The organism is Pseudomonas sp. PvP100 (assembly GCF_017833055.1).
Lineage (GTDB): Bacteria > Pseudomonadota > Gammaproteobacteria > Pseudomonadales > Pseudomonadaceae > Aquipseudomonas > Aquipseudomonas syringae.
Genome location: NZ_JAFIBO010000001.1, coordinates 841,133 through 854,972, shown reverse-complemented (window position 1 = coordinate 854,972; position 13,840 = coordinate 841,133). Strand labels below are relative to the sequence as shown.

Below are 13,840 nucleotides of genomic sequence, written 5' to 3'. Positions count from 1 at the left end.
ACAGCATGAATCATCGTGATGGCCGGCCCTGCCTTGTGCAGCCTGACCGATTCGCGACCACCGGGCAAACAGGCATGGACGCATCAATCGAACAACCTCAGCAGTGCCTTGCGCGCGAGGCGCACAGCCGATGAAGTTTCGGCACTGGGACATCAATACCCGCACGCAGATCATCAGCCTTGGCCCTGCCCTGTTGCTGACGGCTTTGCTGATCAGCTTTTTTACTTTCGTGCGTATTCAGGATCTGCGTCAGGAGCTCAATCACACCGGGCAGCTGATCGCCAATCAGCTGGCGACCGCGGTCGAGCCGGGCGTGACCACGGGTGATATCGAGGGGCTCAAGGCGCTGATGCGCGCCACCCTGTCCATGCCCAGCGTTCGCTATGTGGAAATTCAGGATAGCTCCAATACCGCCGTGATCTACATAGACCAGCCGCGCGACAACGAGCAGCAGGCCCGGCAGATGGAAGTGTTCCTGGCCCCCGTTCAGCCGCAGCGCACCACCATTCACGGCAATCCCGGCACGCCTGCCCCAGGAAAAAGCCAACCCGCGCAGGGCGCTTCACAGCGTTATCTGGGGCGGGTGCTGGTGGGCATGTCCAGCGAAGCATTCAGTCGACGTCAGCAGGAGATACTGCTCAAGGCTGGCGTCCTGGCGATGGTCGCTTTGCTGTTCGCCTTTCTGCTGGCGCGTAGCCTGGCTTTGAGCCTGTCCAGGCCCATCAGTGATATGGGCGAAGCGCTCAAGGCGATTCAACAGGGCGATTACCACACGCCCATGCCGGTCAGCGACGACGCCGAACTGGGCGCGCTGGCACGGCACATCAACAACCTGGCAGAGAACCTGCACCGCGCCAGCCTCGAGCAGCAGCGCTCGGTGGCACAGCTGATCCAGACCCGGGAAGAAGCCGAGCAGGCCAACCGCGCCAAATCTGATTTTCTGGCCATGATGAGTCACGAGCTGCGTACGCCAATGAACGGTGTACTGGGCATGCTGCAGCTGCTGGAAACCACGCACATGACCCATGAGCAGAGCGAGTATGCGACGCTGGCGACCGAATCCACCGAGCATCTGCTGCGGGTCATCAACGATATCCTCGACTTTTCCCGCATCGAGCGCGATGCCCTGCAGATGGAAGGCATACCGTTCAACCTGGCGGAACTGGTCAGCGCCTCGACCCACGCCTTCAACCACAGCGCCGCGCAACGCACGCTGCTGCTGGAACTGCATATTCAGCCAGGCCTGGAGACCTTGAACGTCATAGGCGACCCGACCCGCATTCGCCAGATTCTGGTGAACCTGATCGGCAACGCGCTTAAATTCACCGAGCAAGGCAAGGTCTGCGTCGACGCCAGGTGGGCAATGCTCGACGATGAGCTGCTGCACTTTACCTGTGCGGTACAGGACAGCGGCATCGGTATCGACGCCGAGCGACTGGAATCGATGTTCGATGCGTTCAAGCAGGCCGACAGCTCTATTTCCAGACGTTACGGCGGCACGGGGCTGGGGCTGCCGATTGCGCGGACTCTGGCCGAACGCATGGGCGGTACCTTGCACGCCGAGAGCGAGGAAGGGTCCGGCTCATTATTCACGCTGCAGATCCCCCTGCCCGTCTCGCGCGACGCTTCGGTGGCTATTGCCAAGCCGCTGTCGACACTCGACTCACACGGCCGGGAGCGCAGCATCTTGCTGGTCGAAGACAACCCGGTGAACCGCACCGTGGTGCAGGCCATGTTGCGTAATCTGGGGTGCGAGGTCGACATCGCTGTCGACGGTGCCGAAGCAGTGGCGAAGGCAAGCGCAGGCAATCACGCGTTGATTCTGATGGATTGCCGACTGCCGGTCATGGACGGCTATGAGGCCACCCGTCGAATCAGGCAACTTTCCGGGCTGGAGCGAATCCCAATCATTGCCCTGACCGCCAACGCGCTACAGGGTGATCGGGACGCCTGTTTGCAGGCAGGGATGGATGATTACCTGCCCAAACCGTTCAAACATGCTGATTTACAGCAGGTTTTGCAGCGCTGGCTGTCCTTTGAAGCACCTGTGACTGGCGATAAATGTTAAATTGCGGCAGTCTTGGCATCCAGATCGGCCAGCAAAATCGGCTGAATGACAAAATTCAGTGTACAGGTGTACCTTGATTTCACCTGCGCTGTGACTTTCATTACAACGCAACAGTCTATGAGTAGGCTGCCGGACAGGGTCCTGGCGAAATTAGCGCGCCAGGACTGGCGTTCGGGCCAGTGGCGCCACAACCTGCCGCACAAGATTATTGAGGAGCTCGCATGACCAAACAACACGCCTTTACCCGGGAAGACCTGCTGCGCTGCAGTCGTGGCGAGCTGTTCGGCCCAGGTAATGCGCAACTGCCCGCCCCCAACATGCTGATGGTTGATCGCATCACGCACATCAGCGATGAGGGCGGCAAGTTCGGCAAAGGTGAGTTGGTCGCCGAACTGGATATCAATCCGGACCTGTGGTTCTTTGCCTGCCACTTCGAAGGTGATCCGGTCATGCCTGGATGCCTGGGCCTCGACGCCATGTGGCAGCTGGTCGGCTTCTATCTTGGCTGGCAGGGCAATCCCGGCCGTGGCCGTGCCCTGGGTTCAGGCGAAGTGAAGTTTTTCGGTCAGGTTCTGCCTACCGCCAAGAAAGTCACTTACAACATCCACATCAAGCGCGTCCTCAAGGGCAAGCTGAACCTGGCCATCGCCGACGGTTCAGTGAGTGTCGACGGTCGCGAAATCTATACCGCCGAAGGCCTCCGGGTCGGCGTGTTCACTTCCACTGAAAATTTCTAAGGGTACTCGCATGCGCCGCGTCGTTATCACTGGTCTGGGTATTGTTTCCTGCTTGGGCAATGACAAAGAGACCGTCACCGCTAACCTGCGTGCTAACCGCCCTGGCATCCGCTTCAACCCGGAATATGCCGAAATGGGTCTGCGCAGCCAGGTTTCCGGCTCCATCGACCTGAATCTGGAAGAGCTGATCGATCGCAAGATCTTCCGCTTCGTCGGCCATGCGGCAGCCTATGCCTACCTGGCGATGAAAGACGCTATCACCGATTCGGGCCTGACCGAAGAGCAGGTTTCCAACGTGCGTACCGGCCTGATCGCCGGCAGCGGCGGCGCCTCGACCCTGAACCAGATGGAAGCGCTGGATACCTTGCGTGAGAAAGGCGTCAAGCGCGTTGGCCCCTACCGCGTCACGCGGACGATGGGCAGCACCGTTTCGGCCTGCCTGGCCACACCATTCAAGATCAAGGGTGTGAACTACTCCATCTCGTCCGCCTGCGCCACCAGCGCACACTGCATCGGCAACGCTGTCGAGCAGATCCAGCTGGGCAAACAGGACATCGTCTTTGCCGGTGGCGGCGAAGAAGAGCACTGGAGCCAGTCGTTCCTGTTCGACGCGATGGGCGCACTGTCCACCCAGTACAACGAAACGCCGGATAAAGCCTCGCGTGCCTACGACGCCAAGCGTGACGGTTTCGTCATTGCTGGTGGTGGCGGCATGGTGGTGGTCGAAGAACTCGAACACGCCTTGGCGCGTGGCGCGAAGATCTACGCAGAAATCGTCGGTTACGGCGCGACCTCCGATGGCTACGACATGGTCGCACCCAGCGGTGAAGGTGCCATTCGTTGCATGAAGATGGCCTTGGGCGACATCGACTCCGGCGCCATTGACTACATCAACACCCACGGCACCTCGACCCCGGTCGGCGACGCCAAGGAAATGGAAGGTGTGCGCGAAGTATTCGGCGCCAACGCTCCGGCGATCAGCTCCACCAAAAGCCTGTCGGGCCACTCGCTGGGCGCCGCAGGTGTCCACGAAGCGATCTACTGCCTGCTGATGATGGAGAACAACTTCATCGCAGGTTCGGCCAACATCGAAGAGCTGGACCCGGTGGTTGCCGACATGCCTATCCTGCTCAAAACCAAGGAAGACGCCAAGCTCGATCTGGTCATGAGCAACAGCTTCGGTTTCGGTGGCACCAACGCCACGCTGGTCTTGAAGCGCTGGGCGGGCAAGTAATACTGCTTTTGCCACAAACAAAGAAGGCGCCTTTCGAGGCGCCTTTTTTGTGAGTCGGAAAAACGTGGCTAGCGTTCTTCGGTATATCTGGGGGGACGATGGATCTTCAGAACACCGATCGTTCACACCACTCCAGCGTGGGAATTCAGTTCACGACGCTCTGCGTCGCAAGAGGACGCAGAGCGTCCGGACCGGCATGCCCACGGAACGGTAGTGTCATCCGGCACGCCTTAGGGGAAGATCGTTGTTCCTTCAGCCGAACACTTCTTTCAGCAAATCATGCATCGACTTGAACGCGCGGCTCGATACTTTGGCGTCGTACATCATCATGCCCGGCACGTTGGCGTGCGGATCGGTGAAGGAGTGGAATGCACCGCCGTAGCTGTACAGTTGCCAGTCCACGCCAGCGGCGTTCATCTCGTCTTCGAAAGCCGGCAGTTGCTCTTTCGGCACCAATGGGTCAGAAGCACCGTGCAGGACCAGCACCGAGCCCTTGATGTTTTTGGCGTCAGCCGGGTTGGGTGTGTCCAGCGTGCCGTGGAAGGAGATCGCGGCTTTCAGTTCGGCACCGGTACGCGCAAGCTCCAGAGAGCAGCAGCCGCCGAAGCAGAAGCCGAAGGTTGCGATTTTGCTTGAGTCCAGAGACGCACCGCCCTGGCCCAACAACTGGTCGAGCCCTGCCTGCATACGCTTGCGCAGCAGGCCGCGATCGTTCTTGAGCGGCGTCATGGCAGCGCCCGCCTCGTCATTGTTACCTGGACGAATCTGCTGACCATACAGGTCAGCCAGCAACACTACATAGCCCTCGGCTGCGACTGCTTTGGCAATGTCTTCGGCACCCTTGCTGACACCCATCCAGTTAGGCGCCATCAACAGACCCGGCTGTGCAGCAGTAGCTTTTGTGTCGTACACCAGACGGCTTTCATAAGGCTGACCATCAATCTGATAGACCACAGAACGAATTTCGATATTGCTGCTCATTACTGACTCCTGATCGTTGGAGAGATGAAGGACGTGTCGCGGGAACTGAAACAAAAAACCCGCCGAGGCGGGTTTCTTGTCAACCGGCTATCAAACCGACAGTTCTACCAGCAACTTGTTCAGACGGCGCACGTAAGCGGCCGGATCCTTGAGGCTGTCACCGGCGGCCAGCGCGGCCTGATCGAACAGGATGTGCGACAGATCGCCGAAGCGGTCTTCGCTCTGTTCGGCATCGAGCTTGCTGATCAACGGGTGCGCAGGGTTGAATTCGAAGATAGGCTTGGAATCCGGCACCTTCTGCCCGCTTGCTTCCAGAATCTGACGCATCTGCAGACCCATATCCTGCTCGCCAATGGCCAGGATCGCAGGCGAATCGGTCAGACGATGGGAAACCCGCACTTCGCTCACCGACTCACCCAGCGCGGCTTTCAGGCGCTCGATCAGGCCTTCCTTGTCCTTGGCGATCTCTTCCTGAGCCTTCTTGTCCTCTTCGGAGTCAAGCTTGCCCAGATCCAGGTCACCACGCGCCACATCCACAAAGCCCTTGCCGTCGAAGTCGCTCAGGTAGCTCATCAGCCACTCGTCGATACGATCGGTGAGCAACAACACTTCGATGCCTTTCTTGCGGAAGACCTCAAGGTGCGGGCTGTTCTTGACCTGTGCGTAGGATTCGCCAGTGAGGTAGTAAATCTTGTCCTGACCTTCCTTGGCACGCGCCAGGTACTCGGCCAGAGAAACGCTCTGTTCGCCGCTGTCGTCGGACGTCGATGCGAAACGCAGCAGACCGGCGATTTTTTCCTTGTTGGCGAAGTCTTCTGCCGGACCTTCCTTGAGGACCTGACCGAAGTTCTTCCAGAAACCCTTGTACTTCTCGGGCTCGTTTTTCGCCAGCTTCTCCAGCATGTCCAGCACACGCTTGGTCAGCGCCGACTTCATCGAGTCGATGATCGGATCTTTCTGCAGGATTTCACGGGAAACGTTCAGCGACAGATCGTTGGAGTCGACCACGCCCTTGACGAAGCGCATGTACAGCGGCAGGAACGACTCGGCCTGATCCATCACGAACACGCGCTGCACGTAGAGCTTGAGACCACGCGGTGCTTCACGCTGATACAGATCGAACGGCGCACGCGCAGGCACGTACAGCAGCGAGGTGTATTCCAGCTTGCCTTCGACCTTGTTGTGGCCCCAGCTCAGCGGGTTCTCGTAGTCGTGCGCGACGTGCTTGTAGAATTCCTGGTACTCCTCGTCCTTCACCTCGGTGCGCGGACGGGTCCAGAGTGCGCTGGCGCGGTTGACGGTTTCCCACTCCAGCGCCGGAGCCTCCTCGCCTTCGGCTGCCGGAGGCTGCTCTTTGGGCAGCTCGATCGGCAAGGCAATATGGTCGGAGTATTTCTTGATGATGTTGCGCAGGCGGTAGCCGTCAGCGAACTCTTCTTCACCGTTTTTCAGGTGCAGAACAATACGGGTGCCACGATCAGCCTTGTCGACGGTGGCGACTTCGAACTCGCCTTCGCCCTTGGAAGACCAGTACACACCTTCGCTCGCTGGCGTGCCGGCACGACGACTGAACACTTCGACCTGATCGGCAACGATGAACGCCGAGTAGAAGCCCACGCCGAACTGACCGATCAGGTGCGAATCCTTCTTCTGGTCGCCGGACAGGTTTTTCATGAAATCGGCGGTACCGGACTTGGCGATCGTGCCCAGGTGGGTGATCACGTCTTCACGGCTCATACCGATGCCGTTGTCTTCAAGCGTAACGGTCTTCGCGTCCTTGTCGAAGCTCACACGAATTTTCAGCTCCGCGCCGCCTTCCAGCAACTCGGGCGTGGACAACGCTTCAAAACGCAATTTGTCGACCGCGTCAGACGCGTTCGAGATCAATTCGCGAAGGAAAATTTCCTTGTTGGAATACAGCGAATGGATCATGAGGTGCAGCAGTTGCTTTACCTCGGTCTGGAAGCCCAGGGTTTCCTTTTGAGTTTCCACACTCATAATCATCAAACTCCGATCTGGATGGTATAAGCCGTCACGGTCAGGCAGCAGCCTGTGTGACAGCGGGTAGTCATCAAGGTGGGGGCTGGGTCGGGGATTTCAAGAGCTATGATGCCTGGAGCGTTTTTCGCTCACCGGGCACGAGGCGAAACAGCCTGCCTGGGGCTCGCAGAAACGACTCATCATCAGGCCGCCTGCATCAGCCTGTAACGACAGTGAAACGGCCCCCTCCATTATTGTCGTCACGGGTGGAACTTAACCCTCGGGGGCAGGCTCTTAGGCTCGTGAATACTTAATAAGGAGAAACACCCCATGCGTAAATCTTTAGCCTATGCCTTGATGCTTTCTGCCACCCTGGGCCTTGCCGCCTGTGACAAAAAGTCCGAAAACACTCAGCAAGATGCCAACAAGGCAGCTCAGCAGTCCCAGGAGTCGATGGAAAAGGCTCAGGAAAAAGTGAATGACGCGGCCAAGGAAAGCCAGGAAGCCGCTCAGAAGAACGCTGAAGCCGCTCAGCAGCGCACCAATGAAAACGCCAACAAGGCGCCAGAAGCAGCACCAGCCACCAAGTAAGGCTGACACGCTCGCAGAACTAAAAAGGCCCGCTTATAGCGGGCCTTTTCATGCAACACGATTTTTCCTGCGCAATCGTCTAAAGCCGGGCCTTCAAGCCAGCGCCTCGCTGCGCTTGCCCATGACCCTGTCGACCACCACTGCAACCGCAAGTGTGACAACAGCAGGCACCAGCCACGCAAGCCCCTGATCACCCAGCGGCAGATGGCTCAAAACATCCGGCAGAGCATCGGCGAAACCAGCGCCCTTCAGCGCATCGATCAGGCCGAATACCAGAGAAACCAGCATCACGGGTGCCACCACACGTCCCTGGCTCTGCCAGAGCTCTTTGCAGAAGCTCAGCGCGACCAGAACGATGCACGGCGGATAAATCGCCGTGAGCACCGGAATCGAAAACTGGATCAGTTTGGTCAACCCGAGATTGGACACCAGCAACGAGAACACCGCGAGAATAATTACCAGCGTTCTGTAGGACAGCGGCAGCACCTTGGCAAAGTATTCGGCGCAGGCACAGGTCAGGCCTACTGCAGTGACCAGACACGCCAGGGAAATCAGTACGGCAAGAAAACCGCTGCCCAGCGAACCGAAGGTGTGCTGTACGTAGGCATGCAGAACCGCTGCGCCATTGCTGGCACCTGCGGCCACGGCGTGGCTGCCGGAACCTAGGCGAAATAGACTGACATACACCAGCGCCAACCCGACCCCGGCGATCAGCCCGGCAATGATCGCGTAGCGCGTGATCAGACGGGGCGATTCGACACCGCGAGAGCGGATCGCGTTGACGATGACGATACCGAAGACAAGCGCCCCCAGCGTGTCCATGGTCAGGTAGCCATTGATGAAGCCCTGGGAAAATGGCGCTACGGCGTACGCCGGCTCTGCCTCCCCTATTCCGCCTGCCGGCAAGGCGAATGCCGCGATGCCCAGTACCGCCAGCGCGATGATCTTCAGCGGCGCCAGAAAGCGCCCGACGGTATCGAGCAGGCGCCCCGGGTACAGCGACACCCAGAACACCACCAGAAAATACACCAGACTGTAGAGGAACAACGCCATCGGCGTGTCGCCGGTCAGAGGCGCAAGCCCGACTTCGAACGAGACCGTGGCGGTACGTGGCGTGGCGAACAATGGACCGACCGCCAGATAGCAGACGGCAGCGAGCGCCCCGCCGGCGATCTTGCCAATCGGACTGCTCAGGGCATCCATCGCGCCCCCGACCCTGGCCAGAGCAATCACGGTAATGACCGGCAAGCCAACTGCGGTGACCAGAAAGCCCAGCGCCGCCATCCAGACATGCGGCCCGGCCTGCAGACCCACTATGGGGGGGAAGATGATGTTGCCAGCCCCGACGAACAGGGCAAATGTCATAAAACCGAGTGCCAGGATGTCCTGGCCTTTCAACACTTTCATTACGAGGGACCACACGGAATCGAAATAAGGGATGGGACGTCACCCATGAATGGGGCAGACGCAGCCCGTCGGCGTAAGACGTGGCAGTACCTTGCGAAACGCCCCTCGTGAGGGCAACGCAAAAACGGCGGACAGGGTAGCCAACTTCGCTCGAAAATGCACTGTCTCAGGGCGAGCAACCCGACGACGCACCTTGAACTGGCAGTTGCAAAAGCCGCTGTAAAACCAGAAATGCCTGACAGACCAGGCGTTTCCTAGCGGATAGATTGGCCCTCCTCTCTATACCCGGCAGCTTATTTCCATGCCTGACATCACCCATCTGAGCGCGATACTCACGCCGACCCTGTATACGCCGCGCCTGGTCCTGCGGCCCTTGCAGCTTGAAGACGCCGCGGCGATGCAACACCTGTTCAACCAGTGGGAAGTGGTGCGTTATCTGACCCACCATGTGCCCTGGCCCTACCCTGACGGAGAAGCGCTGCGTTATCTTCGCGAGGACGCCCTGCCAGCCATGCAGGACGGTGAAGAGTGGCACTGGTCGATTCGTCTTTGCGGCGAGCAGGATCATCTGATCGGTGCCGCGTGCATGATGGATGAGCCAGACAACAATCGCGGGTTCTGGCTATCTCCACCCTATCAGGGGCTGGGCCTGATGTCGGAGGTCTGCGTGGCCATCGACCGTTTCTGGTTTGAAACCTTGAAACGTCCTGTTTTGCGTGTAGCCAAATCGGCCTTGAATGAAGCGTCGTGCCGCCTGTCGCGGCGTGAAGGCATGCGTCTTGTGACTGTGCAGGAAGCGCAGTTTGTTTGCGGGACCACCCAGGAGCAGATATGGGAATTGACCCGCCAGGAATGGCAGATGAACAACAATCGATAGGAGAACACAGGACCAGAACGCCCCCGCGGCCTTTTTCAGACGCCCAAACAAAAGCCACCCGAAGGTGGCTTCTGTCGATTACCCGAAAAGCAAGCGAGGCTTACTTGGTCGGCCAACCGGTCAGCTCGGCCAGGGCCTTGCCGATATCTGCCAGGGAGCGCACGGTTTTCACGCCAGCGTCCTGCAGTGCAGCGAATTTCTCGTCTGCAGTACCTTTACCACCCGAGATGATTGCACCGGCATGGCCCATGCGCTTGCCCGGAGGAGCAGTCACACCAGCGATGTAGGAAACAACCGGCTTGGTCACGTGTGCCTTGATGTAGGCAGCCGCTTCTTCTTCAGCCGAACCGCCGATCTCACCGATCATGACGATCGCTTCGGTCTTCGGGTCTTCCTGGAACAGCTTCAGGATGTCGATGAAGTTCGAGCCCGGGATCGGGTCACCGCCGATACCAACACAGGTGGACTGACCGAAACCGGCGTCAGTGGTCTGCTTCACAGCTTCGTAAGTCAGGGTGCCGGAACGCGACACGATGCCTACCTTGCCTGGCAAGTGAATGTGACCTGGCATGATGCCGATCTTGCACTCGCCCGGAGTGATGACGCCTGGGCAGTTAGGACCGATCAGGACCACACCCAGCTCGTCGCACTTGACCTTGGCTTCCAGCATGTCGATGGTCGGGATGCCTTCGGTGATGCACACGATCAGCTTGATGCCGCCGAACGCTGCTTCAAGGATGGAATCCTTGCAGAAAGGAGCCGGAACGTAGATGACGCTGGCGGTTGCGCCAGTGGTGTCTACCGCTTCTTTCACAGTGTTGAACACGGGCAGGTTCAGGTGCGTGGTGCCACCCTTGCCTGGTGTCACGCCGCCAACCATCTTGGTGCCGTAGGCAATGGCTTGCTCGGAGTGGAAGGTACCTTGCGAACCAGTGAAACCCTGGCAGATAACCTTGGTGTCTTTATTGATCAGGACGCTCATTACTTGCCCTCCGCGGCTTTGACAACTTGTTGAGCAGCGTCGGTCAGGCTGGTAGCAGCGATGATGTTCAAACCGCTTTCTGCCAGTACTTTAGCGCCCAGCTCAGCGTTGTTGCCTTCAAGGCGAACAACAACCGGGATTTTAACGCCGACTTCTTTCACTGCACCGATGATGCCTTCGGCAATCATGTCGCAACGAACGATGCCGCCGAAGATGTTGACCAGTACTGCAGCGACGTTGGCGTCGGACAGGATGATCTTGAACGCTTCGGTAACGCGTTCCTTGGTGGCACCGCCGCCAACGTCAAGGAAGTTTGCAGGCTTGCCGCCATGCAGGTTGACGATGTCCATGGTACCCATGGCCAGACCGGCACCGTTGACCATGCAGCCGATGTTGCCTTCCAGCGCAACGTAGTTCAGTTCGAACTTGGCGGCGTGAGCTTCGCGAGGATCGTCCTGCGAAGGATCGTGGAAGCCCTTCAGCTTTGGCTGACGGTACATGGCGTTGGCGTCGATGTTGATCTTGGCGTCCAGGCAGTGCAGATCGCCGTCAGCCTTGATCACCAGCGGGTTCACTTCCAGCAGTGCCAGGTCATGGTCCTGGAACAGCTTGGCCAGACCGGTGAAGATCTTGGCGAACTGAGTGACCTGCTTGCCTTCCAGACCCAGCTGGAATGCCAGATCGCGACCCTGGAACGGCTGAGCGCCGACCAGTGGATCGATGGTGGCCTTGAGAATCTTTTCAGGAGTGTCGTGAGCGATCTTCTCGATGTCCACGCCACCTTCGGTGGAAGCCATGAACACGATACGACGGCTGGAACGATCGACCACAGCGCCCAGATACAGCTCTTTGGCGATGTCGGTGCAGGACTCGACCAGGATCTTGGTCACTGGCTGACCGTTGGCGTCAGTCTGGTAAGTCACCAGACGCTTGCCCAACCACTGTTGAGCGAACGCTGCAGCGTCTTCCTTGCTGCGAACCAGCTTTACGCCGCCCGCTTTACCGCGACCACCTGCGTGAACCTGGGCTTTGACGACCCACTCGGTCCCGCCGATCTTGTCGCAGGCTTCTGCTGCTGCTTCCGGGGTGTCTACCGCGTAACCCTTGGATACTGGCAGGCCGTACTCAGCGAACAGCTGCTTACCCTGATACTCGTGAAGATTCATGCTTATTACCGTCTTCGTTTAGGTACTGCGCATTCGGTGCTGCACGTCAGCGTGCCGCACCACCTGTGACCGCTACTCCGGGTGGACTCCGCAAGTGCCGTGGGACACTCATGAAGCCGCCTGAGAGGTCGAGTCCGGCGCAGATTCCGCGGTTAGCCCTGCTTGCAAGGCCAACGACGGGCACTGCGCCGTGGTTTCTCTTGTTGTCTTAGCGTTTTTTGCGATTCTGGATATGGATGGCGCCGCCATTCACAGCCAGTGCAGCTTCATGCAGCGCTTCGGACAAGGTCGGGTGCGAGAAGACCATCATGCCGATGTCCTCTGCGCTACTGCCGAATTCCATCGCGATTGCGCCCTGCTGTACCAGTTCTGCGGCGCTCGGGCCGATAACGTGAACACCCAGTACGCGATCGGTCTTGGCGTCGGCAATGATCTTGACGAAACCGCCGGTGTCGTTGGCTGCCATGGCACGGCCACTGGCTGCGAACGGGAACGTACCGACATTGACTTCAACGCCTTCGGCCTTGAGCGTCTGCTCGGTCTTGCCGACCCAGGCGATTTCCGGGTGGGTGTAGATAACCGACGGGATCAGGTTGTAGTTCATCTGAGCCTTGTGGCCCTTGATGCGCTCGACAACCATGATGCCCTCTTCCGAGGCCTTGTGCGCCAGCATCAGACCGCGAACCACGTCACCGATGGCGTATACGCCCGGTACGCTGGTGGTGCAGTAGTCATCAACGTAGATGAAACCGCGCTCATCCAGATCCACACCGCTGTCCGAAGCCAGCAGGTCAGTGGTCACAGGGCGACGGCCCACGGCAACGATCAGACGATCGAAGGTGATCGACTGTTCGCCGGCAGCGTCGGTGTAGCTGACCACAACCTGTTCGCCTTCGACCTTGGAACCGGTCACGCGAGCGCCCAGTTTGATGTCCAGACCTTGCTTGTTGAAGGTTTTCAGCGCTTCCTTGGAGACCGCTTCGTCGGCTGCAGGGATGAACTTCTCCAGCGCTTCCAGAACGGTGACCTGAGCACCCAGGCGAGCCCACACGGAACCCAGTTCCAGACCGATCACGCCAGCGCCGATGACGCCCAGACGTTGTGGAACCTGCTGGAATTCAAGAGCACCGGTCGAATCGACGATGACTTTCTGGTCAACAGGAGCTGGCGGAATGTCGATAGGACGCGAACCCGAAGCCAGGATCACATGGTCCGCTTCGATGATTTCGACAGTGCCGTCGGCTGCGGTCAGCTCGACCTTCTTGCCGGCCAGCAGTTTGCCGTGACCCTGCAAAGTGGTCACGCCGTTGGCTTTGAACAGGCTGGCGACGCCGCCGGTCAGGCCTTTGACGATCGTCGACTTGCGGCCAATCATCGCTGGGATATCGATGTTCAGTTCAGATGTCGAGATGCCATGTACGCTGAAGCCGTTCTTGGCTTCATAGAATTTCCAGGAGCTGTCGAGCAGTGCCTTGGAAGGAATGCAACCTACGTTCAGGCAGGTACCGCCGAGGGCCAGTTTGCCCTCCTTGTCCTGATACTTCTCGATGCAGGCAGTCTTGAGACCAAGTTGCGCAGCCTTGATGGCGGCAACATAACCGCCAGGGCCTGCGCCAATCACTACCACGTCGAATTTCTGGGACATAAAAAAGAATTCCTCTATAGCTGCGAGCTTTTAGCTGCAAGCTGCAAGTCAGTCCGCGTTTCATCGCGAGGCCGACTTGCGACCTATTGAATGAGGTGAAACACATCAGCCCCGACTGCTCGCCTTTCGCTTCTGACTTGAAGCTTGAGGCTTGCAGCTCGAGGCTACTCCA

The 13,840-nt window shown here is 58.7% G+C and carries 11 protein-coding genes; 5 read left to right on the top strand and 6 right to left on the bottom strand.

Going from position 1 to position 13,840, the window contains the following annotated elements; translation table 11 throughout:
* Positions 1-130: 130 nt before the first annotated feature.
* From JOE39_RS03685 to fabB, 3 genes are all read left to right on the top strand, one after another.
* Positions 131-2,068, top strand: a complete 1,938-nt coding sequence (locus JOE39_RS03685; protein WP_024665630.1) for an ATP-binding protein — start codon at positions 131-133, stop codon at positions 2,066-2,068.
* A gap of 221 nt (positions 2,069-2,289) precedes the next feature.
* Entirely contained in the window at positions 2,290-2,805 is a 516-nt protein-coding gene (gene fabA, locus JOE39_RS03680; protein ID WP_003316569.1) for a 3-hydroxyacyl-[acyl-carrier-protein] dehydratase FabA, read from the top strand.
* Positions 2,806-2,815: 10 nt separating this feature from the next.
* The gene (gene fabB, locus JOE39_RS03675) at positions 2,816-4,039 is read left to right on the top strand and encodes a beta-ketoacyl-ACP synthase I (protein WP_003394585.1); all 1,224 of its coding nucleotides are present in this window, start codon (positions 2,816-2,818) and stop codon (positions 4,037-4,039) included.
* 252 nt (positions 4,040-4,291) lie between these two features.
* Here the strand turns inward: fabB and JOE39_RS03670 are convergent, their stop codons facing one another.
* Both JOE39_RS03670 and htpG read right to left on the bottom strand, forming a co-directional pair.
* Complete coding sequence (locus JOE39_RS03670; protein ID WP_003316567.1) at positions 4,292-5,020, bottom strand: dienelactone hydrolase family protein; 729 nt, start codon at positions 5,018-5,020, stop codon at positions 4,292-4,294.
* A 90-nt stretch (positions 5,021-5,110) separates the two neighbouring features.
* Entirely contained in the window at positions 5,111-7,018 is a 1,908-nt protein-coding gene (htpG, locus tag JOE39_RS03665) for a molecular chaperone HtpG (protein ID WP_003394582.1), read from the bottom strand.
* Between the two features lie 312 nt (positions 7,019-7,330).
* Between htpG and JOE39_RS03660 the strand changes: the two genes are divergently transcribed.
* Positions 7,331-7,591, top strand: coding sequence for a lipoprotein (locus tag JOE39_RS03660; RefSeq protein WP_002552985.1), 261 nt, complete (start codon positions 7,331-7,333; stop codon positions 7,589-7,591).
* A 93-nt stretch (positions 7,592-7,684) separates the two neighbouring features.
* On the opposite strand, the gene brnQ is transcribed toward JOE39_RS03660, so the two are convergent.
* The gene (gene brnQ, locus JOE39_RS03655) at positions 7,685-8,998 is read right to left on the bottom strand and encodes a branched-chain amino acid transport system II carrier protein (RefSeq protein ID WP_004410338.1); all 1,314 of its coding nucleotides are present in this window, start codon (positions 8,996-8,998) and stop codon (positions 7,685-7,687) included.
* A 301-nt stretch (positions 8,999-9,299) separates the two neighbouring features.
* On the opposite strand from brnQ, the gene JOE39_RS03650 reads away from it, so the two are divergent.
* Positions 9,300-9,875 (top strand): GNAT family N-acetyltransferase, encoded by a 576-nt coding sequence (locus JOE39_RS03650; RefSeq protein WP_024665287.1) that lies wholly within the window; start codon positions 9,300-9,302, stop codon positions 9,873-9,875.
* Between the two features lie 100 nt (positions 9,876-9,975).
* Here the strand turns inward: JOE39_RS03650 and sucD are convergent, their stop codons facing one another.
* From sucD to lpdA, 3 genes are all read right to left on the bottom strand, one after another.
* Positions 9,976-10,857 carry a succinate--CoA ligase subunit alpha gene (gene sucD, locus JOE39_RS03645; protein WP_003316562.1) on the bottom strand — a complete coding sequence of 294 codons (882 nt, stop codon included), beginning with the start codon at positions 10,855-10,857 and terminating at the stop codon, positions 9,976-9,978.
* Positions 10,857-12,023: an ADP-forming succinate--CoA ligase subunit beta gene (gene sucC / locus JOE39_RS03640; protein ID WP_003316561.1), complete on the bottom strand. Its 1,167-nt coding sequence runs from the start codon at positions 12,021-12,023 to the stop codon at positions 10,857-10,859. Before sucC ends, sucD begins: the two co-directional genes overlap by 1 nt.
* 208 nt (positions 12,024-12,231) lie before the next feature.
* Positions 12,232-13,668: a dihydrolipoyl dehydrogenase gene (lpdA, locus tag JOE39_RS03635; RefSeq protein WP_003394569.1), complete on the bottom strand. Its 1,437-nt coding sequence runs from the start codon at positions 13,666-13,668 to the stop codon at positions 12,232-12,234.
* Between the last annotated feature and the right edge of the window lie 172 nt (positions 13,669-13,840).

Coding starts and splice junctions, on each gene's coding strand:
- JOE39_RS03685 (WP_024665630.1), top strand. CDS start 131: ATGAAGTTTCGGCACTGGGACATCAATACCCGCACGCAGATCATCAGC.
- sucC (WP_003316561.1), bottom strand. CDS start 12,023: ATGAATCTTCACGAGTATCAGGGTAAGCAGCTGTTCGCTGAGTACGGC.
- sucD (WP_003316562.1), bottom strand. CDS start 10,857: ATGAGCGTCCTGATCAATAAAGACACCAAGGTTATCTGCCAGGGTTTC.
- htpG (WP_003394582.1), bottom strand. CDS start 7,018: ATGAGTGTGGAAACTCAAAAGGAAACCCTGGGCTTCCAGACCGAGGTA.
- brnQ (WP_004410338.1), bottom strand. CDS start 8,998: ATGAAAGTGTTGAAAGGCCAGGACATCCTGGCACTCGGTTTTATGACA.
- fabB (WP_003394585.1), top strand. CDS start 2,816: ATGCGCCGCGTCGTTATCACTGGTCTGGGTATTGTTTCCTGCTTGGGC.
- lpdA (WP_003394569.1), bottom strand. CDS start 13,668: ATGTCCCAGAAATTCGACGTGGTAGTGATTGGCGCAGGCCCTGGCGGT.
- JOE39_RS03670 (WP_003316567.1), bottom strand. CDS start 5,020: ATGAGCAGCAATATCGAAATTCGTTCTGTGGTCTATCAGATTGATGGT.
- fabA (WP_003316569.1), top strand. CDS start 2,290: ATGACCAAACAACACGCCTTTACCCGGGAAGACCTGCTGCGCTGCAGT.
- JOE39_RS03650 (WP_024665287.1), top strand. CDS start 9,300: ATGCCTGACATCACCCATCTGAGCGCGATACTCACGCCGACCCTGTAT.
- JOE39_RS03660 (WP_002552985.1), top strand. CDS start 7,331: ATGCGTAAATCTTTAGCCTATGCCTTGATGCTTTCTGCCACCCTGGGC.